Source organism: Actinomadura napierensis (assembly GCF_039529375.1).
Lineage (GTDB): Bacteria > Actinomycetota > Actinomycetes > Streptosporangiales > Streptosporangiaceae > Spirillospora > Spirillospora napierensis.
Genome location: NZ_BAAAMR010000143.1, coordinates 1 through 21,620, shown reverse-complemented (window position 1 = coordinate 21,620; position 21,620 = coordinate 1). Strand labels below are relative to the sequence as shown.

The 21,620-nt window shown below is 74.8% G+C and carries 18 protein-coding genes; 8 read left to right on the top strand and 10 right to left on the bottom strand.

Features of this window, described 5'->3' with window-relative positions; genetic code table 11:
- Positions 1–645: FHA domain-containing protein (locus ABD296_RS43995; RefSeq protein ID WP_344282535.1), on the top strand; the 645-nt coding region annotated here is incomplete at its 5' end.
- Between the two features lie 122 nt (positions 646–767).
- Entirely contained in the window at positions 768–2,456 is a 1,689-nt protein-coding gene (locus ABD296_RS43990) for an MFS transporter (RefSeq protein WP_344282532.1), read from the top strand.
- A gap of 83 nt (positions 2,457–2,539) precedes the next feature.
- Here ABD296_RS43990 and ABD296_RS43985 read toward each other — a convergent pair whose 3' ends face one another.
- Positions 2,540–4,306: a glycoside hydrolase family 15 protein gene (locus tag ABD296_RS43985; RefSeq protein ID WP_344282529.1), complete on the bottom strand. Its 1,767-nt coding sequence runs from the start codon at positions 4,304–4,306 to the stop codon at positions 2,540–2,542.
- 75 nt (positions 4,307–4,381) lie between these two features.
- Complete coding sequence (locus tag ABD296_RS43980; protein WP_344282526.1) at positions 4,382–5,884, bottom strand: beta-N-acetylhexosaminidase; 1,503 nt, start codon at positions 5,882–5,884, stop codon at positions 4,382–4,384.
- A gap of 75 nt (positions 5,885–5,959) precedes the next feature.
- Here ABD296_RS43980 and ABD296_RS43975 point away from each other — a divergent pair, with 75 nt between their 5' ends.
- Together ABD296_RS43975 and ABD296_RS43970 are read left to right on the top strand one after the other, a co-directional pair.
- Positions 5,960–6,598: an ArsR/SmtB family transcription factor gene (locus ABD296_RS43975; RefSeq protein WP_344282523.1), complete on the top strand. Its 639-nt coding sequence runs from the start codon at positions 5,960–5,962 to the stop codon at positions 6,596–6,598.
- Between the two features lie 86 nt (positions 6,599–6,684).
- Positions 6,685–7,437 carry an SRPBCC family protein gene (locus tag ABD296_RS43970; protein WP_344282520.1) on the top strand — a complete coding sequence of 251 codons (753 nt, stop codon included), beginning with the start codon at positions 6,685–6,687 and terminating at the stop codon, positions 7,435–7,437.
- Between the two features lie 69 nt (positions 7,438–7,506).
- Here the strand turns inward: ABD296_RS43970 and ABD296_RS43965 are convergent, their stop codons facing one another.
- The 3 genes from ABD296_RS43965 to ABD296_RS43955 are packed head-to-tail and all read right to left on the bottom strand — an operon-like array spanning position 7,507 to position 11,325.
- Entirely contained in the window at positions 7,507–9,927 is a 2,421-nt protein-coding gene (locus ABD296_RS43965; RefSeq protein WP_344282518.1) for an FtsX-like permease family protein, read from the bottom strand.
- Complete coding sequence (locus ABD296_RS43960) at positions 9,924–10,688, bottom strand: ABC transporter ATP-binding protein (protein ID WP_344282515.1); 765 nt, start codon at positions 10,686–10,688, stop codon at positions 9,924–9,926. The genes ABD296_RS43965 and ABD296_RS43960 overlap by 4 nt, the downstream gene beginning before the upstream one ends.
- Positions 10,669–11,325, bottom strand: coding sequence for a TetR/AcrR family transcriptional regulator (locus ABD296_RS43955; protein ID WP_344282512.1), 657 nt, complete (start codon positions 11,323–11,325; stop codon positions 10,669–10,671). The genes ABD296_RS43960 and ABD296_RS43955 overlap by 20 nt, the downstream gene beginning before the upstream one ends.
- A gap of 281 nt (positions 11,326–11,606) precedes the next feature.
- Between ABD296_RS43955 and ABD296_RS43950 the strand changes: the two genes are divergently transcribed.
- Positions 11,607–11,996, top strand: a complete 390-nt coding sequence (locus tag ABD296_RS43950; RefSeq protein WP_344282509.1) for an ATP-binding protein — start codon at positions 11,607–11,609, stop codon at positions 11,994–11,996.
- Positions 11,997–12,047: 51 nt separating this feature from the next.
- Here the strand turns inward: ABD296_RS43950 and ABD296_RS43945 are convergent, their stop codons facing one another.
- Positions 12,048–12,890 (bottom strand): ABC transporter permease, encoded by an 843-nt coding sequence (locus tag ABD296_RS43945; protein WP_344282506.1) that lies wholly within the window; start codon positions 12,888–12,890, stop codon positions 12,048–12,050.
- Complete coding sequence (locus ABD296_RS43940) at positions 12,887–13,891, bottom strand: ABC transporter ATP-binding protein (protein WP_344282538.1); 1,005 nt, start codon at positions 13,889–13,891, stop codon at positions 12,887–12,889. The genes ABD296_RS43945 and ABD296_RS43940 overlap by 4 nt, the downstream gene beginning before the upstream one ends.
- Before the next feature lie 225 nt (positions 13,892–14,116).
- Between ABD296_RS43940 and ABD296_RS43935 the strand changes: the two genes are divergently transcribed.
- Positions 14,117–15,136, top strand: a complete 1,020-nt coding sequence (locus ABD296_RS43935; RefSeq protein ID WP_344282502.1) for an alpha/beta fold hydrolase — start codon at positions 14,117–14,119, stop codon at positions 15,134–15,136.
- Between the two features lie 112 nt (positions 15,137–15,248).
- On the opposite strand, the gene ABD296_RS43930 is transcribed toward ABD296_RS43935, so the two are convergent.
- On the bottom strand, positions 15,249–15,608 hold the full coding sequence (locus ABD296_RS43930) for a hypothetical protein (RefSeq protein WP_344282499.1): 360 nt from the start codon (positions 15,606–15,608) through the stop codon (positions 15,249–15,251).
- Positions 15,609–15,884: 276 nt separating this feature from the next.
- Between ABD296_RS43930 and ABD296_RS43925 the strand changes: the two genes are divergently transcribed.
- Together ABD296_RS43925 and ABD296_RS43920 are read left to right on the top strand one after the other, a co-directional pair.
- Complete coding sequence (locus ABD296_RS43925; RefSeq protein ID WP_344282497.1) at positions 15,885–16,784, top strand: oxygenase MpaB family protein; 900 nt, start codon at positions 15,885–15,887, stop codon at positions 16,782–16,784.
- Between the two features lie 18 nt (positions 16,785–16,802).
- Positions 16,803–17,708 carry a hypothetical protein gene (locus tag ABD296_RS43920; protein ID WP_344282494.1) on the top strand — a complete coding sequence of 302 codons (906 nt, stop codon included), beginning with the start codon at positions 16,803–16,805 and terminating at the stop codon, positions 17,706–17,708.
- Here ABD296_RS43920 and ABD296_RS43915 read toward each other — a convergent pair whose 3' ends face one another.
- Positions 17,709–20,474 (bottom strand): DEAD/DEAH box helicase, encoded by a 2,766-nt coding sequence (locus ABD296_RS43915; protein WP_344282491.1) that lies wholly within the window; start codon positions 20,472–20,474, stop codon positions 17,709–17,711.
- Between the two features lie 109 nt (positions 20,475–20,583).
- The gene (tatC, locus tag ABD296_RS43910) at positions 20,584–21,441 is read right to left on the bottom strand and encodes a twin-arginine translocase subunit TatC (protein WP_344282488.1); all 858 of its coding nucleotides are present in this window, start codon (positions 21,439–21,441) and stop codon (positions 20,584–20,586) included.
- Positions 21,442–21,620: the final 179 nt, after the last annotated feature.

Here is a 21,620-nt window from a genome sequence, read left to right as displayed (position 1 = left end):
GCACCGCCCGCGCCGCGGCGGCCCGCGGCGGTCGCGCCCGCCCCGGCGACGGCGGTCGAGCGGGGTCCGCTTCCGCCGACGCCGGTGGACGGCACGCCGGCGGGCGCCGAGGGCGCGCCCGAGGAGAAGGTCAGCCTCATCCGCCGGCATCCGAAGCGGCGTCCGGGCGGGCCGCAGGTCCTCGGCGTCAACTGCAAGAACGAGCATTTCAACGATCCGCGCGCGCACTACTGCGCGGTCTGCGGGATCTCGATGCTGCAGCTCACGCTGTCGCCGTTCCACGGGCCGCGGCCGCCGCTCGGCGTGCTGCTGCTGGACGACGGGCAGGCGGTCCCGCTGGAGGTCGACCAGCTGGTCGGCCGGCGGCCGGAGCGGGCGCCGGAGGTGGCCGAGGGCCGTGCGCATCCACTGCGGATGACCGACGCCGAGGAGTCGATCTCGCGCCGGCACGTGCTGGTCCGGCTGCAGGAATGGCAGGTCGCCGTGGTCGACCTCGGCTCGGCCAACGGGACGGCGGTGCGCGCGCCCGGCGCCGCGGAGTTCGTCCGGCTGCCGTCCGACACCCCCGTCGAGCTGGCGCCCGGCGCGACCGTCCGGGTCGGTCTGGCCCGGACGTTCCGTTTCGAGTCCAACCGGAAAGTCTGATTCGGATTGGCCGGATCCGGACGCGCACCGCGCGGGCACATGCGGCGTCTCACCCTACCGAGCCCGACGGCGGCTCGATCGCGGCCGGTGCGCCGGCCGCGCCACCTCCCGAAAGGACACTGATGCGAACACGGCCCATGGGCGGGATCACCTTCGCCCATCCGCCCGCCTTCTGGACCGGGTTCATCGCCTGCGTCGCGGGCGTCGCCCTGCACCTGCCGATGTACATCGATTCGGCGGACATGCACTACCACATGCGCGGCATGGCGATGGACGCGCCGATGCTGACCGGGATGGCGCTGATCGTGGTCGGCCTGGCGCTGACCGCCTACGGGCTCATCCCCCGCGGCCTGGCCGCGTCCCGCCGCAACGGGGTGGCCGGCGTCCGCGCGGCGTACGACGCGCCGTTCCGGCCGGCGCACATCGGGCTGGTGATCGTGATGACGACGGCGGTGACGATCGACGCGATGAAGCCGATCACGCTGTCGTTCGTGGCGCCGGGGATGGGCAAGGAGTACGGCCTGAAGTCGGCGCTGAACCCGTCGGGGCACTGGCCGGTGGCGCTGCTGCCGCTGTTCGGGCTCGCCGGCACGGTCGCCGGCTCGTTCCTGTGGGGCTGGCTGGGCGACCACATCGGGCGGCGCTCGTCGATCCTGCTGGCCGGGGTGATGTTCGTGACCACCGCCGTGTGCGGGGCGATGCCGTCGTTCTCGTGGAACCTGGCGATGTGCCTGCTGATGGGGCTGGCGGCGGGCGGGATGCTGCCGATCACCTTCTCGCTGCTGGCGGAGATGATCCCGGGCCGGCACCGCGGCTGGGTGATGGTGCTGATCGGCGGGAACCTGGCGCTGGCCTACGTCATCACCAGCTCGCTGTCGTCGGCGCTGGTGCCGCACTACTCCTGGCGGATCCTGTGGCTGCTGGGGATGCCGACCGGCGTGCTGCTGATCGCGCTGAACCACTGGATCCCCGAGTCGCCGCGGTTCCTGCTGGCGCACGGGCGCGAGGACGAGGCCCGCGCGATCATGACCCGCTACGGCGCGATCGAGGACGCCCCGGAAGCGCAGGCCGAGACCGGTGCGGACACGACCGTGCCCGGCGCGGCGGCGGACGCGGTCGCCGCCGCCGACGCGGTGCCCGCCGAGGAACGCAAGGAGGCCGCGCACGGCGCGGGTTTCACCCCGCTGTTCCGGGCGCCGTTCGCCGGCCTCAGCGTCGCGGTCGTGGTGCTGGGGCTCGGCATCGGGCTGGTGACCTACGGGTTCCAGCTGTGGATCCCCTCCAACCTGCAGAAGCTCGGCCTGGCGCAGAAGTCGGCGGATGCAGCGCTGCGCGACTCCTCGCTGCTGGGGCTGCCCCTGGTGTTCGTCGCCGCCGCCATGTACGGGCTGTGGAGCGCCAAGAAGACGATCATCGTGCTGACCGCGCTGACCGCGGCGGCGCTGGTGGCGTTCTCCTTCTCCGGTGAGTCCCTCGCGCACGACCGGACCTGGCTGTACGTCCTGCTGGCCGGCCCGATCGTCGGAACCGCCACCATCGCCGCGGTCCTGGCCGCCTACAGCTCCGAGATCTACCCCACCCGGATCCGCTCGCGCGGCTCGGGCCTGTCGGCGGGCGTCGGCAAGCTCGGCGGCGTCATCGTCACGATCGTGCTGGTGGTGGGCGCGACGGTGCCGTCGATCAACACGACCGCGCTGCTCGGCGCCGTCCCGCTGCTGCTGGCGGTGCTGGTCGTCGCGGTCTTCGGCGTGGAGACCAGGAAGCGGGCCGCGCGCGTGGCGGCCCCCGCCGCGCAGCCCGCCGACGCCTGAGGGCCCGTCCCGCCCGGGCCGCCGCCCGGGCGGGGCGCCTCAGTCGCGCAGGCGGGACGCCTCAGTCGCGCAGGCGGGACGCCTCAGTCGCGCAGGCGGGCGGCGGACTCCAGCAGCAGCGCGTGCACGAACGCCTGCGGGAGGTTGCCGCGCAGCTGCCGCTGCTGGACGTCGTACTCCTCGGAGAACAGCCCGCTGGTGGCGCACCCGGACCGGGTCCGCTCGAAGGTGCCGAGGGCGCGGGCGGTCTCGCCCTGGCGGTGCTCGGCGAGGGCGAGGAAGAAGCCGCACAGGGAGAAGGCGCCCTCGGCGACGCCGAGCGGTTCGCCGCCGACCCGGTACCGGTAGACGAAGCCCTCCTGGACAAGGTCGGAGCGGACGGCCTGCAGCGTGGCGATGGTGCGCGGGTCGTCGTCGGGCAGGCAGCCGCGCAGCGGCGGGATGAGCAGCGCGGCGTCCACGCGCTCGTCGTCGGGGGCGCGCTTCCACCGCCCGCCGGCCGTGAGGGCGGTGCGGGTGGTCTCGTCGAGAATGGCGTCGGCGAGACCATTCCACGTGGACGCCTCCGCCGGGCCGGCCAGGTACCGGGCGGCCTGGCGCAGCCCCCCGACGCAGGTGAGCCGCGAGTGGGTCCACAGGTCGTCGTGGGTCTCCCAGATGCCGGCCTCGGGCTGCCGCCAGCGGCGGGCGATGACGTCGGCGGCGACGCGGGCGGCCTTCACCTGGTCGGCGCCGGGCGGCTCGCGTTCGGCGGCCACCGCGAGCAGCAGCAGCGCCTCGCCGAGCGCGTCGAGCTGGAACTGCTCGCTCGCGAGGTTGCCGGTGACGGCGGTGGCGCCCGGGTAGCCGGGCAGGTCGGCCTCCCGCTGCTGCGGGATGTCGCCGCCGCTGACGGTGTAGGCGGGCTTGAGGCGGTCGCCGTCGGCGAGGACGCGCGCGGTGACGAACTCGACGGCGTTGCGCAGCAGGTGCGGCGGCCCGCCGTGCACGGCGACGGCGCGTCCGGCGAAGCACTGGTCGCGGATCCAGGCGTACCGGTAGTCGAAGTTGCGGCCCTCGTCGGAACGTTCGGGCAGGGCGGTGGTGGCGGCCGCGACCATGCCGCCGCTGCCGCTGGTGAGCCCGGTCAGCACCGAGTAGGCGAGCCGGGCGTCACGCGGGGCGATGGTGTCGGTGCAGGACGGCACCGCCTCGCGCCAGCCGCGTTCGGTGGCGTCCCAGAGGGCACTGGCGTCCAAGGGGCCCTCGGCGGCGCCCGCTTCGGCGATCTCCAGCACCAGGTCGCGGGTCTCGCCCTCGGCGAGGTCGAAGGTGAGGGCGAGGACGGGGCCGCCGTCGGCGTTCTCCCGCACCACCGCCTCGTCGCCGCCGCGCCAGCGGATCCGCGCGGTGCCGCTGCGGGCCGTCCACTCGGCGCCGTGGTGGTGCAGGTCCCGCATCCGCTCGGCGCGCTCGCCGGCGCGCACGTCCAGCAGGACGCGCATCCGGGCCGTGCCGCGCACGGCCCGGCAGCGGCGCAGCACGACGGCGCGGTCACGGTCGGCGGGCCGGGCGAGGGCCTCGCGGCACTCGACCATGCCGCCGTCGCCGGTCACCCACCGGCTGTGCCAGATGAGCCCGTGGTCCTCGTAGTAGCCGCCCCACACCCAGCGTTCAGCTGCGGGCTGGACGACGTAGTCGCCGGGGCCGCCGAGCAGGCCGCAGAACGCGGCGGGCGAGTCCCAGGCGGGAAAGCACATCCAGGCGAACTCGCCTTGCGGCCCGACCAGGACGCCGCGCTCCCCGTCCGCGATCAGCGCGTAGTCGCGCAGCGCCTTCGGCAGCGAGTCCCGTCCCCCCGTGCCTGCCACCCGTGTCTCCTTTCCGCGCGCCGCTGTACGTGGGGGGTGAGTACCCAGGAACGCGCCGCTGACCCAGGGTCTTGATCATTCCTGTGGCGGCGGGCCATGCTTGACCCGGCCGCGGATCCCGGGCCGCCGCTGCCAGGGGCGCGGACCGTCCGGCGGCCGGTAGGCGACGCCGAGGGCGTCCAGCCGGGCGTAGTGCGCGGCGTCCATGCGGCGCAGGAGGCCGGCGGCGTCGCGTTCGGCGGGCGGCGGCAGGTCCGACCAGACGGTCTCGGCGAACGCGCACAGCCGGGGGAACAGCTGGTAGTCGACGCGGTCGCGGGACTCGGTCAGCTCGGTCCACATGTTGGCCTGCGCGCCGAGGACCCGGGCGGCGTGCGGGGTGCCGGCCAGCGCGGGCGGGACGGGCTCGAACCGGTACACGTCGGCGAGCGTGCGGACCCAGCCGAGCGGGACCGGCTCGTCGTCGCCGGGCGCCTGCCGGTGGTCCAGGTAGACGTGCTGGCGGGGGCACATGACGACGTCGTGGCCCGCCTTCGCGGCGGCGATCCCGGCGGCGTACCCGCGCCAGGACGTCACCGCCGCGCCCTCGGCGAGGCCGCCCTCGAGGATCTCGTCCCAGCCGACCAGGCGGCGGCCGCGGGCGGTGAGCCACCGGTCGAAGTGCCGGATGAACCAGGACTGCAGGCCGTCCTCGCCGTCCAGGCCCTCGGCGGCGATGCGGGCCTGCGCGACGGGCGAGCGACGCCACTGGTCCTTGGGGCACTCGTCGCCGCCGATGTGCACGAACCGGCCGGGGAAGATCTCCAGGACCTCCTCCAGCACCTCCTCGTAGAAGCGCAGCACCCGGTCGGTGGGGGCGAGCACGTTGGGGCAGATCCCCCAGGCGGTCCCGACCTCCAGGGCGCTCGTGTCGATCACGTCGGTGTTGCCGAGGTCGGGGTAGGCGGCGATGGCGGCCTGCGAGTGGCCGGGCACGTCGATCTCCGGGACGACGGTGATGTGGCGGGCGGCGGCGTAGGCGACGATCTCGCGCAGGTCGTCGCGGGTGTAGAAGCCGCCGTGCGGGCGCTCGTCCCAGCGGGCGGGCTCGCCCCAGCCGAGCCGGGTCCTGCGACGCCACGCGCCGACCTCGGTGAGCCGGGGATGCCGTCCGATCTCGATCCGCCATCCCTGGTCGTCGGTGAGGTGCAGGTGCAGGACGTTCAGCTTGTGGACGGCCATCAGGTCGAGGTAGCGCAGCACGTCGTCCTTGGGCAGGAAGTGCCGGGCGACGTCGAGCATGAGGCCGCGCCAGGCGAAGCGCGGCGCGTCCTCGATCACCGCGAACGGGACCTCGGGGGCCGTCCCCTCGACGGGGGCGCGGCGGAAGGCGTCCGGGCCGAGCAGCTGGCGGAGCGTCTGGCGCGCCCAGGACACCCCCGCCTCGGTGCCGCCGGTGATGTCCGCCCCGTCCGGTCCGATGGCGAGCCGGTAGCCCTCCGGGGGCAGGGACGGGTCGGTGCGGGCGCGGACCTCGCCGGTCCAGGGGCCGGTGCCGCCCGTCCGCTCGATGCCGCGGGGAGCCGGGATGAGGTTCATCGGCTCAGGCTAACCCGCGTACCGACAATCTCATTTTTCTTGACAATCGAGTTTGTCGGTGGCCATGATGGACGCATGCTGGACGTGACGGTGATCGAGGAATCCGCGGCGGCGGCCGCGTCGCTGGACCCGATGCGGGCGCGGCTGCTGGCCGAGCTGGCCGAGCCGCTGTCGGCGGCGGCGCTGGCGGCGCGGGTCGGGCTGCCGCGGCAGAAGGTGAACTACCACCTGCGGGCGCTGGAGCGGCACGGGCTGGTGGAGCTGGTCGAGGAGCGCCGCAAGGGCAACATGACCGAGCGGCTGATGCGGGCGACGGCGGCGGCCTACGTCATCTCGCCGCTGGCGCTGCCCGGGTTGCAGCCCGACCCGGACCGCCACCGCGACGCCCTGTCGGCGCGCTGGCTGCTGGCGGTGGCGGCGCGGCTGGTCCGCGACGTGGGCGCGCTCATCACCGGCGCGGAACGGGCGAACAAGCGGCTCGCCACCTTCGCGCTGGACGGGGAGGTGCGGTTCGCCTCGGCCGCCGACCGGGCGGCGTTCGTCGAGGAGCTGACCGCCGGGGTCGGCGCGCTGGTGCGCAAGTACCACGACGCCTCGGCGGAGAGCGGCCGAGGGCACCGCGTCGTCATCGCCCTGCACCCGTCGCTCAAGGCGGAATCCGCCGGACGGCCGGGCGTCGACGAGCAGGGCCGGGACGAGTCGATCGAGTCCTGAGGATCAACGGCCGCCGCGCGGCGGCACGGCACAAGGAACGGAACGGGACGCGCGGAACGCGCGGAGCAAAAGGCGAGGAGCACGTCATGGCGAAGGAATTCGAGATCGTCCGCGAGTTCGAGGTGGACGCGCCGCCGGAGCGGGTGTGGGACGCGATCACGGTGAACACCGCGGGGTGGCTGTGGCCGACCGAGTACGAGCCGCGCGAGGGCGGCGCGGCGGGCTTCGGCGCCACGGTGACCGCCTGGGACCCGCCGCGCCGGCTGGTCGCCCGGTCGGAGTCCCCGGAGGAGCTGAGGGAGGTCGGGCAGGTGCTCAACCAGCTCGACCACCTGATCGAGCCGCGCGAGGGCGGCCGGTCGTGGGTCCGCTACGTGCACAGCGGGATCTTCGTGGAGAACTGGGACGACCAGTACGACGGCGCGAACAAGCACACCGACTTCTACCTGCACACGCTGCGGCAGTACCTGATGCACTTCGCGGGGCGGCCGGCGGTGCACACCGACGTGCAGGGCCCGGAGGCGTCCGCGGCGAAGGGTTCGTTCGCGGCGGTGGGCCGGGGGCTCGGGCTGGGGACGTCCGCGGCGGACGGCGCGTCGGAAGGCGACCAGGTGCGGGTGGACCTGCCGGGCGTCGGCGCGACCACCGCGGTGGTCGACTTCCGCAACGACGACTTCCTCGGGCTGCGCACCGAGGACGCGATGTACCGGTTCTTCGGCCGCGACGCCTGGAGCGCGCCGGTGGGGATCGCGCTGCATCGCTTCGCGCCCGGCGCCGCTGGCGACGAGGAGGCGAACCGGAAGGCGTGGCAGGGCTGGCTGGACGGCCTGTACGCCTGATCCGGCACGGCAACGGCGGTGCCCGCGGGGACGGTTCCCGCGGGCACCGCCGTTGCCGTGCGGGCGGGGTCAGCCGGAGCGTTCCCGGACGAGCGCCGCCAGGTTCTGGCGGGCGAGGGAGCGCAGGCCGGGCCGCTGCGCAAGGAACGCGACGACGAGGACGGCCAGCGCCGACCAGGCGAACGTGGCCGGCCGGATGTCGGCGTGGAAGGCCAGCAGGTCGCTGTTGAACGCGCCGAGGAACGCGCCGGTGGCGAGCCGCCCGATGATCAGGCCGGGGATGGCGCCGAGCGCGACGACCAGGAGATTCTCGGTGGTGACGAGGCGGGCGAGCCGGCGGCGGCCGACGCCGGAGGCGCGCAGGGTGGCCAGTTCGGTGCCGCGTTCGGCGAGGTTCACCGACAGGGTGGCGAACAGGACGGTGAAGGCCAGCAGCGCGCCGAACGCCAGCATGACGGCGACGAAGACGTAGAACAGCTTCATGTAGCCGTCCATGGTGTGCTCGAGGGCGTGCGCGTCGGTGTAGGCGAGGACGCCGGGACGGGCCGAAAGGGCGTGTTCGACGGCGGCGCGGTCGGCGCCGGGGTCGAACCGGACGAGCGCGGTGTCGCGGCGCCCGCCGCTCCCGGGACCGGGGCCGGTGCCGGCGGTGCCGGGCGCCCAGGCGTCGACCTGGGCGAGGGAGGCGTAGGCGTAGGTGCCGAGCGGTTCGTCGACGAATCCGGCGACGGTGGTGGTGGCGGCGCGTCCGCCGGGCAGCCGCAGCGTGACGCGGTCGCCGGCGGCGGCGCCGAGCCGTCCGCGCATGGCGTCGCCGAGCAGCACGCCGCTCGCGGGGAGCGGGCGGGCGCCGCCGCCGCCGGGCGCGAGGAACCGGTGCATGGCGGTGCCGGGGCGGTAGCCGACCAGCGCGGTCGAGTACGCCTTTCCACCGGCGGTGACGGTCGCCTGGACCTGCGCGGACGGCTCGGCGGCGCGGACGCCGGAGGTGGCGGCGAGCCCCGCGAGGTCGCTGGAGCCGGCGGGCCCGGCGAGGGTCAGTTCGGCGTCCTGCCGCTGCACCTGGTCGAACTGCCGCGACACCGTGGCCTTGGAGGAGTCGAGCATTCCCCAGGAGACGAGGATGAGGACGAGTGCGAGGACGACCCCGGTCATGGTGTAGAGCGTGCGGCGGAACTGGCGGGTCGGTCCGCGCAGCACCAGCCCGGCGGTCGGGGACGGCGCGGCCGTGCCGGGCGAGGCGCCCGATGCGGCCGAGGCGGCCCAGCCGGGCGAGGACGCTGCGTCCCCCGGCGGACGGGATGATGCCGCGCATCGCCTCGGCGGGCGGGACGCGGCCGGCCGACAGCGCGGCGGCGAGCGCGGCGAGCGCGCCCGCGGCGAGCCCGTAGCCGAGCCCGGCGAGGCCGGCCGCGGCGCGCACGGACACGAACGTCTCGGGCAGGCCGATCGCGTCGCCGTACAGCCGGGTGACGGTGCCGGCGAGCAGCACCCCGGCGGCGACGCGGGGACCGCGCCGGCGAGCCCGGCCGCGAGCCCGGTCGCCAGGTAGTGGGCGACGACGGTGCGGCGGCGGAACCCGCTGGCGCGCAGGGTGCCGATGACGACGCGGTCGCGGGCGACCCGGCGGGTCAGCACCACGTAGACCGCTACGCCGGCGGCGGCCAGGAACAGCAGCGGGAACAGCACGGCGAGCTCGGCGAAGCCCTTGATGTCCTCGGCGAGGGCGGCGTTGCTGGGCTGGTCGGCGCGGGCGACGGCGGCGGTCGAGCCGTGGCCGCGCGCGGCGGCGGTGAGGGCGGCGCCGAGCCGGTCCGCGTGGCCGCGTCCGGCACCGGTGTAATAGACGGCGACCTGGTTCGGCGCGGCGGTTCCGGCGATCTTCTCGGCGAGCGGCTCGGGGACGAACAGCACGCCGAACGAGCCGGGCGCGGGCAGCGCGTCCTGGCGGCTGGCGGCGGGCCACAGGTACTCGGTGGACGAGGCGGTGCCGCGCACGTCCATCTGCTGCCAGGAGCCGCCGTGCCACACCCCCACCTTGGTCCCGGGCGTGAGGTGGGCGTGGCCGGCGATGTGCTTCTCGGCGAGGACACCGGACGGCGCGGACGCGTCCAGGTACCGGCCCTTGAGCACCTTGACCTTGTCGACGGCGGGCTGCGATCCGGTGGGCATGCCGATGACGCGGCCGACGAGGGTGCTGCCGTCGGGCATGCGCATCGGCACGTCGGCGACGGTGCGGGCGGCGGTCGCGGCGACGCCGGGCTGAGCGGCGGCGGTGCGGGCGATCGCGGCGGTGTCGCCGCCCGACACCGTCAGGTCGGCGAACCGGTACCGCTCGAACAGCCGCTGGTAGCCGGAGTCGAGGTTCTTGTAGGCGTCGTAGGACGCGCCGAACAGCGCGACGCCGAGCATCACCAGCACCACCACCGACACCAGCTGCGCGGGGCGGCGCCGCAGGTCCCGGAGGAGCTTGACGGTCAGCACGCTCACCAGGTCACCTCCTCGGCGGGCGCGGGCGCGGCGTTCCCGGTGACCTCGACGATCCGGCCGGACCGCATCCGCACGACCCGGTGGGCCATCGAGGCGATCGCGGCGTTGTGGGTGACGATCAGCACGGTGCGGCCCTCGCCGTTGAGGTCCTGCAGCACCCGCAGGACGCCGCGTCCGGTCTCCAGGTCGAGGGCGCCGGTCGGCTCGTCGCACAGCAGCAGCGACGGGTCCTTGGCGACGGCGCGCGCGATCGCGACGCGCTGCTGCTCGCCGCCCGACAGCTGCGCGGGGAAGTGGGCGCCGCGCTCGGCGAGGCCGACGGCGGCGAGCGCGGCGGCGGACCGCTCGCGGTCGCCGCGCCCGGTCAGCTCCGCGACGAGCCGGACGTTCTCCAGCGCGGTCAGCGACGGCACGAGGTTGAAGAACTGGAACACGAACCCGACGGTGTCGCGCCGGTAGGCGGTGCGGCCGTCCTCGTCGAGGCGCGAGATGTCGTGCCCGCCGGCGACGACCTCGCCGGCGGTGGGCGGCTCGATCCCGCCGATGAGGTTCAGCAGAGTCGTCTTGCCCGACCCGGACGGGCCGAGCAGCACGACCAGCTCACCTTCGGGCACCTCCAGGTCGGCGTCGCGCAGCGCGTGCACCTCGGCGCGGCCCTTGCCGTAGGTCTTGGACGCCCCGCGCAGCAATACCGCCGCGCGTCCGCTCGCGCCGTCCCGCTCGGACGCCAGGGCCTGATCACTACCGTGCCGCATCGTCATCGTCTCCTTCGTCGGCAGGGGGACGCTCCGCCGGTCCGCCGGGCGGGGCATCGGGGGTCTGTTCGGGCGCGGCGGCGCGCAGGAGCGCGGTGATGGACGCCGCCGCGGCGGCGGTGTCGGTCGCCGGGTCCATCAGGGCGTGCAGCAGCAGCCCGTCCAGCAGCGCGGCGATGACGACGGCCAGCCCGGCGGGGTCGGCGTCGGGGCGCAGCCGCCCGGCGTCGCGGTCGGCGGCGAGCCGGGCCGCCAGCAGGTCCCGGAACATCCGGAGCTGGACGGCGCTCTGCTCGCGCAGCTCCCCGTCGCGCAGCCCGGCCACCAGCGCCTCGGCCATGACCCGCTGGCCGGGGCCGCCGCCCGCGGTGAGCACCGCGACGGCCTGGTCCACGCCGTCCAGCACGTCCGGGGCCTGCAGGATCGCGTTGACCGGCCCCTCCAGCTCCCGCTCGATCCCGTGCATGACGGCGGCGCGGCGCAGCGCGTCCACCGAGCCGAAGTAGTAGTGCACGAGCGCGTTGTTGGCCTGCGCCCGCTCGGCGACGGCGCGCGAGGTCACCGCCGCCCAGCCGCTCTCGGCCATCACCGCGACGGCCGCCTCGAGCAGCCGCACCCGGGTCGGCACCTCACCGGACGCCATTCCGCCTCCCTCGTCTTGGTCATTTGCTTAAAGCATCTGACCAACAGAGTAGCCCGGAACCGTTGCATGCTGCAACGGTCGTGCGGACGGAACGGAGTCCGCGGTGAACACCTGACCCGCCGGTGCGGGTTCCGGAACTTTCTGGCCGATCGGGCGGGACGGCGTTACCGTGTCGGTACGGGATCACGGCCCCGTCCCCGCGCGGCGGCGCCGGGCCCGCCGGGTCGCCGCGCCCGCAGGCGGCGCCCGCCCCCGTCCCACCGCCGTACAGAGGTGAGACCGTGCGCACCACCACGGGGTGGCCGGTCCCCGACGATCCCGCGCAGGTCGCCGCGGTCCGCGTCCGGATCCGCGACGTCCTGCGCGAATGGGGCCACGCGGCCGGTGCGGACGTGGTGCTGCTGCTGGCCGACGAGCTGGTCGCCAACGCCCTCACCCACGGCCGCCCGCCCGTGCACCTGCGGCTGGAGGCCGACACGGCGGCCGGGACGCTGCGCTGCGAGGTGTCGGACGCCGACCCGCGGCCGCCCCGGCGCCGCTCCCCCGGCGAGTGCGACGAGCACGGCTACGGGCTGCTGCTGGTGCAGGCGCTGTCGGTGGCGCGCGGCTGGCATCCCACCGCCGGCGGCAAGGTCGTCTGGTTCCGCACGGCCCTCGGCTCCGGCGGCTGACCGCCCCCGGGGCTCACCGCCCGGCGGGCGGGCCCGCCGGGCGGGGGCGCGTCAGGCGTCGCGGCGCTTGAGCACGACCGCGGCGGCGGCCATCAGCACGGCGGTCCAGGCGGCGAACACCCCGTACCCCTGCCAGGGCGTGAGCAGGTCGTCCTTGCCCCGGTGCGCCTTGGCGATCAGCTGGCCGGCCTCGGAGGGCAGGTAGGCGTGCACGTGGTCGCCGAGGCTGCCGGGCAGGAGCGCGGCGAGCGGCGCGAGCACCAGCACGAAGCCGATGACGCCGGTGATGCCGCCGGCGGGGTGCCGGACGATCGCGCCGATCGCGAGCGCGAACAGCCCGAGCATGGCCAGGTAGAGGCCGCCGCCGACGACGGCGCGCAGCACGCCGGGGTCGCCGAGCGAGACGTCCGCCTTGCCGTGCAGGATCGCGGCGCCGATGAAGAACGACACGAACGACACGACAACGCCGAGGACGAGGACGATCAGCCCGAACACCACGGCCTTGGCCCACAGCATCGGCAGCCGGCGCGGCACGGCGAGCAGGCTGGCGCGGATCATTCCGGTGGAGTACTCGGAGGCGATCACCAGCACGCCGAGGACGCAGATGGTCAGCTGGCTGAGGAAGAAGCCGCTGCCGAGGATGGCGGAGACGGGGTCGGCGGCGAGCTGCGCGCGGTCGCCGGCGTCGGTCTTGTCCCACTGGCCGACGGTGAGGCCCATGAACAGCGCGGTGAAGCCGAGGTCGAGCACGACCAGCAGGATGAGCGACCACAGCGTGGAGCGGACCGAGCGGATCTTGGTCCATTCGGCGATCAGCAGCCGGCCGAAGCCGGGCCGCGCGAACTCCGGCGGGTCGCCGGCCGGCGCGGCGGCGGGCTCGGCGGTGGCGGTCATCGGATCTCCCCCTTCTCGGCGGGCGCGGCGTCCGGATCGGCGGGCGGCATGGTGGGCGGGGCGGGCGGCATGACGGGCGCGGCGGACGCGGCCGGGTCGGCGGCGGCGCCGTACTCGACGCTGTCGCGGGTCAGTTCCATGAACGCCGCCTCGAGGGAGCCGCGCCGCGGGGTCAGCTCGTGCAGGACGATGTGCTCGGCGGCGGCGAGTTCGCCGACGCGGGGCGCCTCCATGTGGGTGACGGTGAGGCCGGTGCCGCCGTCCGGGGTGATCTTGGCGCCCTCGGCGGCGAGCACGTCGGCGAGGCGGGCGGCGTCCGGGCTGCGGACGATCACCATCTTCTCGGTGCTGCGCTCGATGAACTCCTCGGTGGAGCAGTCGGCGATGAGCCGGCCGCGGCCGATGACGATGAGGTGGTCGGCGGTGACGGCCATCTCGTTCATCAGGTGGCTGGAGACGAACACGGTGCGGCCCTGCCCGGCGAGCCGCTGCATGAGGGTGCGGATCCAGACGATGCCCTCGGGGTCCAGGCCGTTGACGGGCTCGTCCAGGATCAGCACGGACGGGTCGCCGAGCAGCGCGGCGGCGATGCCGAGCCGCTGCCCCATGCCGAGGGAGAAGCCGCCGGCGCGCTTGCGGGCGACCTCGGTGAGGCCGACGAGCTCGGCGACCTCGTCGACGCGGCGGCGGCCGATGCCCTGCGTCTGGGCCAGGCACAGCAGGTGGTTGTAGGCGCTGCGGCCGGTGTGCACGGCGCGGGCCTCGAGCAGGGCGCCGACCACGCGCATGGGCGCGGGCAGGTCGCGGTAGTGCCGGCCGGCGATGCGCGCGTCGCCGCGGGTGGGGCGGTCCAGCCCGAGCAGCAGCCGCATGGTGGTCGACTTCCCGGCGCCGTTGGGGCCGAGGAAGCCCGTCACCCGTCCGGGGACGACGGTGAAGGACAGGTCGTCCACGGCGGTCTTGTCGCCGTAGCGCTTGGTGAGGTGCTCCGCCTCGATCATGCGCGCGTCCCGGGGGTCGGTTCCAGTGATCGGCATCACAGTAGCGCGCCGCGCGGTCCGCGCGGATCCTCCCGTGAGCCGATGCGCCTCCACCTCCGGTAGGGGATCGGCGGGCGCGGACCGGTCCGGCGTACGGCGCCGGGAGCAGTCGGGATTGCGCCCGGCGCGGGACGCCTGAGCACGCGCGTTCCGGGCAGGATGATCGGTATCCCCCGAAGGAGTGCGATGACCGCTGTGCCCGAACCATCCGCATCGTCGTCGGCCGCGACCGCCGCGCGGGCGCCGGAGCCCGGCGGGCCCCGGCGGGGTTCACGGCTGCTCCGGTGGGGCCGGCGGCTGCTGGTCGCCGTGGTGCTGCTGCTGGTGGCCGTCACGGTGTTCTCCTTCGCCTACAACGCGGCGACGGCGGGACGGGCGGGGCCGCCGGCCGGGGCCCGCTTCGCCGAGGCGGACGGGATCCGGACCCGGTACCGCGAGTGGGGTGCGAGCGGGACCCCGGTGGTGCTGGTGCACGGCGCCTTCGAGTCCGCCGACACGTGGTCGCGGGTCGCGCCGCTGCTGGCGGCCCGGCACCGCGTGTACGCGCTGGACCTGACCGGGTGGGGCTACAGCGAGCGGCGCGGGCCGTTCGACACCGCGCACCAGGCCGCGCAGCTGCTGGGGTTCCTGGACGCGATGGGACTGGACCGGGCGGCGCTGGTCGGGCACTCCAGCGGCGCCGGGGTGATCGCGGCGGCGGCGCTGAAGGCGCCGGGGCGGGCGGCCGGGCTGGTGTTCCTGGACGGCGACGCCCTCGACACCGGGGCCGGCGAGGGCGCCGACAAGCTGCGGTTCCTGCTGCGCGACCCGTACCGGACGACGCTGACCCGGCTGGTCGTCCGGTCGGACTGGGCGATCCGGAAGATCTACGGGGCGCAGTGCGGGCCGTCGTGCCCCCGGCTGGACGGGGCGGGGGTGGAGCAGTGGCGGCGGCCGTTCCAGATGCCGGGCGCGGAGGACGCGGTGTGGCGGATGCAGGCGGTCGTGGGGCTGCCGGCGGCGCGGGTGGCGGAGCTGGCGCGGATCCGGACGCCCAAGGCGGTGGTCTTCGGGGCCGAGGACGACGTGTTCTCCCGCAAGGCCCCCTATGAGACGGCGCGGCGGATCGGCGCGCCGCCGCCCGTGGTCGTCCCTGGTGCCCGCCACCTTTCGCTGGTGTCGCATCCCCGGCAGGTCGCGGACGCGATCCTGGCGGCGGCGCCGTGACCGCGTCCGCCCGGCGACGCCGGAGCCCTCCCCGCGGGGGTGCGGGGAGGGCTCCGGCGTGAGGGCGCGGACCCCGGCGACGGCTCCCGGGGTTACGGGTCCCGAGGGCGGGTCAGACGGCGACGCCGTCGGCGGCGTTGACGTCCTTGTGGAAGCGCTTGTGCACGTAGAGGCGCTCGCCGAGCGAGTCGCAGCGCCACCACAGGCCGGACGGCGGGCCGATCCGGGTGTGCCGGGGCAGCTCGCGCAGCACCTCGTTGACGGGGGTCATGCGCATCCGCCCGGACCGGCACACCAGGATGCGCCGGTCGGTGACCACCACGACCCGGTAGGCGTTGGTGAACAGGATGATCCAGTAGGACAGCAGGGCGAAGTACTGGCTGGTCGTCTGGGCTCCGAACACGGCCTGGACGTTCTCGCCCGGCTGCAGGACGTCGGCCGCGTTGGCGCGCATCTTGTCGCGGATGGCCACGGGGCTGGACCTTTCTCACGGAGCGCGTGGGCGGCCCGGTGGCCGCCGTCACGGCGCCGCACCGGCGGTCCCACTGCCCTCGGGGGTTGACAGAAGCCTCGATTGTGCCATCGTCCGCCCACTTCGGTGCACGTTTTCGTGCGTTGCGGTGATAAATGGCGACGATTCGGTGGGACCCGCCGCCGCCGCTCTCCGGCCACCCGCCTTTATTGACGCCCTGCCAATAATTGCGGGAGGATGGCGGCAGGACCAGGCCGCCGACCACCGGGAGGCCCCGTGACCACCCCCCGCACCTCGCCCACCCCCGCGCCGGCCGCGACACCGGTCTCCGTGCCGATGGGCGAACGGCTCGCCGAGCGCCTCGCCGACCGGGACGTGCTGGGCGCCCTCGCCGCCGAACCGCTGATCGGCCTCGGCGCCGGCCGCGCCCTGCTCATGCAGCTGGCGCACCCGGGGGTCGCCCGCGGCGTCGCCGAGCACAGCGACTTCGCCGACCGGCCGCTCGCCCGCCTGTTCGGCACCCTGGACTTCCTGCTCGTCACCACGTTCGGGACGCCGGACCAGGTCGCGCGGATCGCCGCGAAGGTCCGCGGCGTCCACACCGCCGTCCGCGGCGAGGGCTACTCCGGCAACGACCCGGACCTGCAGCTGTGGGTGAACGCCACCCTCATCGACTCGGCCCTGTACATCTACGAGCACGTGATGCGGCCCGGCGAGGACGAGCCGGACCTGGCGGAGGAGTACTACCGGCAGGCGCGGATCGTCGCGGAGGTCCTCGGCTGCCCGCTGGACGCCCAGCCGCCCGACCTGGCGGCGTTCCGCGCCTACATGGCCGAGACGGTGGCGTCGCTGGAGGTCACCGACGCCGCCCGCGAGGTCGCCGCCGCCGTGCTGTACCCGCGCAAGCTGCGCGCGCTCGCCCCGGCGCTCATGGTGTTCCGCCTCGTCACGACCGCGCTGCTGCCGGAACCGCTGCGCGACCAGTACGGGCTGCCCTGGACCCGCAACCGGCGGCGCGCCCCCGACATCGTCCTGCGCACCGCCACCGACCTGCACCACCTCACCCCGGCGTTCCTGCGCCGCCCGCCGCGCCCGCTGCTGGTCCGGCTCGCGCGGCACCGCGTCGACCGCACCCTCGCCAGCCGCCGCGCGCGTCGCCGCCAGGCCCGCCCCTGACCGCCCGGAGACCACCGAATGCTGGGCATCTACGCCGACCTGCCGTGGTCGTACGCGGCCGGCGCCGGCATCGCGCTGGCCGCCGCCCACCAGCTGCGCGGCGCCCGCGCGGACGCGGCCGACACCTGCGACGAGCCGGACGCCCGGCAGGGGCGGGACGCCGAGCCGGTGCCGGGCCGGGCGCCGCGCGTCGCGGGCGCCACCGGGGGCCGCCACTTCGCCCTCGCGATAGCCTACAGCGTCCTGGTGTTCGTCCCGACGAGCGTGTTCGTCACCGCCGCCTACCCGCAGTGGGCGACGCTGCAGTACCGCGGCCACGTCTCGCACGGCTTCCTCACCGCCCTGGCGGCCGGGGAGGTCGCGCTGACCGCCGCCGGGTTCCTGGTCACGCGCGGTCTCCTGGTCGCCGGGCGGATCCGCTGGGCGACCTGCCAGGTGATACTGGCGTGCCTGCTGCTGTGCCTGGCGATCGTGCACGGCCCGGACGGCGGCGGCTGGAAGCGGTTCCTGTCCACCGACCGCGCCGACCACCGGGCGTTCCCGCCGTTCCTGAACGTCGGCGACCTCGGCCCGATCGCCGCGCACGTCGGCGGCTTCCTCACCTCGGGCCTCGCCGTCGCCCTGTACGCCACGGGCGCGCTCGCACTCGGCTCACTGTGCCTGATCATGTGCGTGCTGCACCAGTTCGGGCTGACCGACGCCGGCGCCGACGGCCCGGGCCCGCTGCGCGCCGGGCTCGTCGCGGCGTTCATCGGCGGCGGCACCGCCGTCGTCGCGGTGCTGACCTCGGCGCTGGTCGACGGCCTCGGCTGGGTCGTGCTCGCCGCGGTCGCCCCCGTCCTGTGGGTGGCGGTCGCCGCCCGCGGCGCGTTCGCCGCCGTCGTCGCCGCCGACCTCGCCCTGCCCGCCGAGCAGGACGCCTGATCAGCCCACGGAGGTGTAGGCGACGACGCCGCGGCGCATCGCGTCCATGGCGCGGCGGGCCGTCTTTCGCAGGTGGCTGTTCTCCGGCGCGGCGTCGACGATCTGGCCGAGCAGGTCCAGCAGCTGCTTGACGGCGCGGACGAAGTCGCCGGCGGTCCGGTCGCTCTCCAGCAGCACCTCGTCGAGGTCGTCGCCCTTGGCCCACCGGTACGCCGTCCACGCGAACCCCAGGTCGGGCTCGCGCAGGAACGACACCCGGTTGTCGCGCTCGACGGCCTCCAGCTCGCCCCACAGCCGCACCATCGCGGCCAGCGCGTCCTGGGACGGGCCGGTCGGGGTGCGCGGCGGGGTCGCGTCGTCGGGCTGCCGCGACTCGTACACCAGCGCGGACACGCACGCGGCCAGCTCGGCGTGGTCGAGCTTCTCCCACAGCCCGGCGCGCAGGCTCTCCGCGGTCAGCAGGTCCAGCTCGTTGTAGATCCGGCCGAGCCGGCGGCCCTCGGCGGTGACGTCGTCGCCCTCGAGATAACCGAGCTGCTGCAGGACGGCGCACACCCGGTCGAAGGTGCGGGCGATCACCTGGGAGCGGCCCTCGACGCGGCGCCGCAGCTGCTCGGTCTCGCGGTCCAGCCGGTGGTACCGCTCGGCCCAGCGGGAGTGGTCCTCGCGCTTGCCGCAGCCGTGCACCGGGTGGGCGCGCAGATCGGCGCGCAGCCGGGCGATCTCGGCGTCGTCGGCGGCGGACTCGCCGCGGCCGCGGCGCCGCTCCCGGACGTCGTCGGGCACTTTGTTGCGCAGCGTGGACGCCAGGTCGCGGCGGTCCTGCGGGTTGCGGGGGCTGAACGACTTGGGGATGCGGATCCGGTCGACGGGCTCCACGGCGCGCGGGAAGTCCTGGATCGACAGCCGCTGCACCGACCGGTTCACCGTCAGCACCAGCGGCGCCGGCCCGTCCGAACGGCGCCCCACCCCGGGGTCGAGGACGACCGCGAGCCCGGACCGCCGCCCCGACGGCACCAGGATCACATCGCCGGGCCGCAGGTGCTCCAGCGACTTCGCGGCCTCGGCGCGCCGCGACGACGACCGCTCGCGCGACAGCTCCGCCTCCCGGTCCGACAGCCGCCGCCGCATCGCCGCGTACTCCATGAAGTCGCCGAGATGGCATTCGGCGGCCTTGGCGTACCCCTCCAGGGCCTCCTCGTTCTTGCGGACCTGCCGCGCCAGCCCCACCACGGCCCGGTCGGCCTGGAACTGCGCGAACGACTCCTCCAGCAGCGTCCGGGCGCGCTCGATCCCGACGGCGCCGACGAGGTTCACCGCCATGTTGTACGACGGCCGGAAGCTGGAGTTCAGCGGGTAGGTGCGGGTGCCGGCGAGCCCCGCGACCGACGCCGGCTCCACGCTCGGGCCCCACACCACCACGGCGTGGCCCTCCACGTCGATGCCGCGGCGCCCCGCCCGGCCCGTCAGCTGCGTGTACTCCCCCGGCGTCAGGTCGACGTGCGCCTCGCCGTTCCACTTGTCGAGCTTCTCGATCACCACGGTGCGGGCCGGCATGTTGATGCCGAGCGCGAGCGTCTCGGTGGCGAACACCGCCTTGATCAGCCCGCGGGTGAACAGCTCCTCGACGACCTCCTTGAACGTCGGCAGCATCCCCGCGTGGTGCGCCGCGACACCGCGCTGCAGGGCCTCCACGAAGTCGGTGTAGCCGAGGATCCGCAGGTCCTCGGGCGAGATGTCGGAGGTGCGCAGGTCCACATGCGCGCGGATCTCCTCGGCCTCCTCCTTGGAGGTCAGCCGGATCCCCGCGTGCAGGCACTGCAGCACCGCCGCGTCGCAGCCGGCGCGGCTGAAGATGAACGTGATCGCCGGCAGCAGCCCGGCCCGCTCCAGCCGCTCGATCACGTCGGGGCGGGCCGGCGGCCGGAACCGCTGCGGGCGCGGCGCCCGCCGGCGGCCGGTGCGGCGCCCCTGGTTGACCTTGGCGCGGCGGACCTCCTCCACCGCCATCCGCGTCAGCTGCGGGTTCAGGCGGGCCTGCCGGTCCTTGCCCTTGCCGGTGTCGACGAACAGGTCGTACAGCCGCGTCCCCACCAGCATGTGCTGGAACAGCGGGACGGGCCGGTGCTCGTCCACGATCACCGCGGTGTCCCCGCGGACCTCGTGCAGCCACTCGCCGAACTCCTCGGCGTTGGACACCGTCGCCGACAGCGCCACGATCCGCACCGAGTCCGGAACGTGGATGATCACCTCTTCCCAGACCGCGCCGCGGAACCGGTCGGCGAGGTAGTGCACCTCGTCCATCACCACGAACGCCAGCCCGGCGAGGGTCGGCGACTGCGCGTACAGCATGTTGCGCAGCACCTCGGTGGTCATCACCACGATCGGCGCCTCGCCGTTGACGCTGTTGTCGCCCGTCAGCAGCCCCACCTTCCCGGGGCCGTACCGGCGGACGAGGTCGGCGTACTTCTGGTTCGACAGGGCCTTGATCGGCGTGGTGTAGAAGCACTTGGTGCCGCCGGTCAGCGCCAGGTGGACCGCGAACTCCCCCACGACCGTCTTGCCGGAGCCGGTGGGCGCCGCGACCAGCACGCCGCTGCCGTCCTCCAGCGCCTGGCACGCCTCGATCTGGAACGCGTCCAGCTCGAAGTCGTACAGGGTGCGGAAGTCCAGCAGGGCCGGGCCGTTCCCTGCGGTGCGCGAACGGTAGGCCGCGTACCGCTGGGCCGGGCTCTGCGCGGCCGGCGCGGTGTCGGGGGAGGTCATGCCATCGAGCCTACGGTTTCGACCGGCCCGATTCCCAATTCGGGACCGGTTTTCCCGCGCGTCCCCGCCGCATCCCCCGCCCCAGCTGCGGGGGCGCCCTCCAGAACCCTCAGCGGGCGCGGCCGCCGCCCTCGAGCTCGGCGTCGATCGCCTCCAGGTCCAGCGGGGACGCCTCGTCGTCGGACAGTTCCGCGTCGGGGTCGGGGCGGCGCACCTTGCGGCGGTCGTGGAAGAACGCCAGCACCTCGGCGAACTCGAACAGCACCACCGTCGGCAGCGCCAGCGCCAGCATGGTGAACGGGTCCTGGCTGGGCGTGGCGACCGCCGCGAACACGAACACCCCGAACACCAGCAGCCGCCGCGACTTGCGGATCCGCTCGTGGGTGAGGACCCCGACCAGGTTCAGCATCACCACGAACAGCGGCAGCTCGAACGTCAACCCGAAGATCAGCAGCATCGCCTGGGCGTAGCCCAGGTAGTCCTGCACGCCGACCAGCACGGTCGTGTCGCCCGGCGCGAGCCCGATGAAGATCTTCAGGCCCTTGTCCATCGTCAGGTACGCCAGCGCCGCGCCCGCGCAGAACAGCGGGACCGCCGCCGCCATGAACGTGTACGTCCAGCGGCGCTCGCGCTTGTACAGCCCGGGCGCCACGAACGCCCAGATCTGGTACAGCCAGATCGGCGACGACAGCACCGCGCCGACGATCAGCGCGACCTTCAGGTGGATGAAGAACCCGTCGAAGATCCCGTGCACGACCAGGTCGCACTTGCCCGCCAGGCAGTGCTCCTTCGGGATCCGCGTGTACGGCTTCTTCAGGAAGTCCCAGATCGGCCCGAAGCACAGCCAGCCGACCAGCGCGCCCGCCACCAGCCCGAGGATCGCCTTGATCAACCGGTTCCGCAGCTCGCGCAGATGGTCCATGAGCGGCATGCGGCCGTCGGGCGCGGCGGTGTGGCTGGGCTTCATAGCGGGCTTTCAGGGCTCGGTTCGGGCTGGGGGTGTGCGGCCTGTCGGGCGGCCGTCAGCCCTGGCGCAGCCGGCCCGGGTCCGACACCGGCACGCCCTCGATCGGCTCGCCGGACGCCAGCGCGCCCCGGCTGCGCTGCGCGCCGACCGCGGCGGCCGCGTCGCGCTCCAGCCGCGCC

What these genes read in the sequence shown, in the direction of transcription:
- ABD296_RS43990 (WP_344282532.1), top strand. Translation starts at nt 768, where the DNA reads ATGCGAACACGGCCCATGGGCGGGATCACCTTCGCCCATCCGCCCGCC.
- ABD296_RS43980 (WP_344282526.1), bottom strand. Translation starts at nt 5,884, where the DNA reads ATGAACCTCATCCCGGCTCCCCGCGGCATCGAGCGGACGGGCGGCACC.
- ABD296_RS43975 (WP_344282523.1), top strand. Translation starts at nt 5,960, where the DNA reads ATGCTGGACGTGACGGTGATCGAGGAATCCGCGGCGGCGGCCGCGTCG.
- ABD296_RS43970 (WP_344282520.1), top strand. Translation starts at nt 6,685, where the DNA reads ATGGCGAAGGAATTCGAGATCGTCCGCGAGTTCGAGGTGGACGCGCCG.
- ABD296_RS43960 (WP_344282515.1), bottom strand. Translation starts at nt 10,688, where the DNA reads ATGACGATGCGGCACGGTAGTGATCAGGCCCTGGCGTCCGAGCGGGAC.
- ABD296_RS43955 (WP_344282512.1), bottom strand. Translation starts at nt 11,325, where the DNA reads ATGGCGTCCGGTGAGGTGCCGACCCGGGTGCGGCTGCTCGAGGCGGCC.
- ABD296_RS43945 (WP_344282506.1), bottom strand. Translation starts at nt 12,890, where the DNA reads ATGACCGCCACCGCCGAGCCCGCCGCCGCGCCGGCCGGCGACCCGCCG.
- ABD296_RS43940 (WP_344282538.1), bottom strand. Translation starts at nt 13,891, where the DNA reads ATGATCGAGGCGGAGCACCTCACCAAGCGCTACGGCGACAAGACCGCC.
- ABD296_RS43935 (WP_344282502.1), top strand. Translation starts at nt 14,117, where the DNA reads ATGACCGCTGTGCCCGAACCATCCGCATCGTCGTCGGCCGCGACCGCC.
- ABD296_RS43920 (WP_344282494.1), top strand. Translation starts at nt 16,803, where the DNA reads ATGCTGGGCATCTACGCCGACCTGCCGTGGTCGTACGCGGCCGGCGCC.
- ABD296_RS43915 (WP_344282491.1), bottom strand. Translation starts at nt 20,474, where the DNA reads ATGACCTCCCCCGACACCGCGCCGGCCGCGCAGAGCCCGGCCCAGCGG.
- tatC (WP_344282488.1), bottom strand. Translation starts at nt 21,441, where the DNA reads ATGAAGCCCAGCCACACCGCCGCGCCCGACGGCCGCATGCCGCTCATG.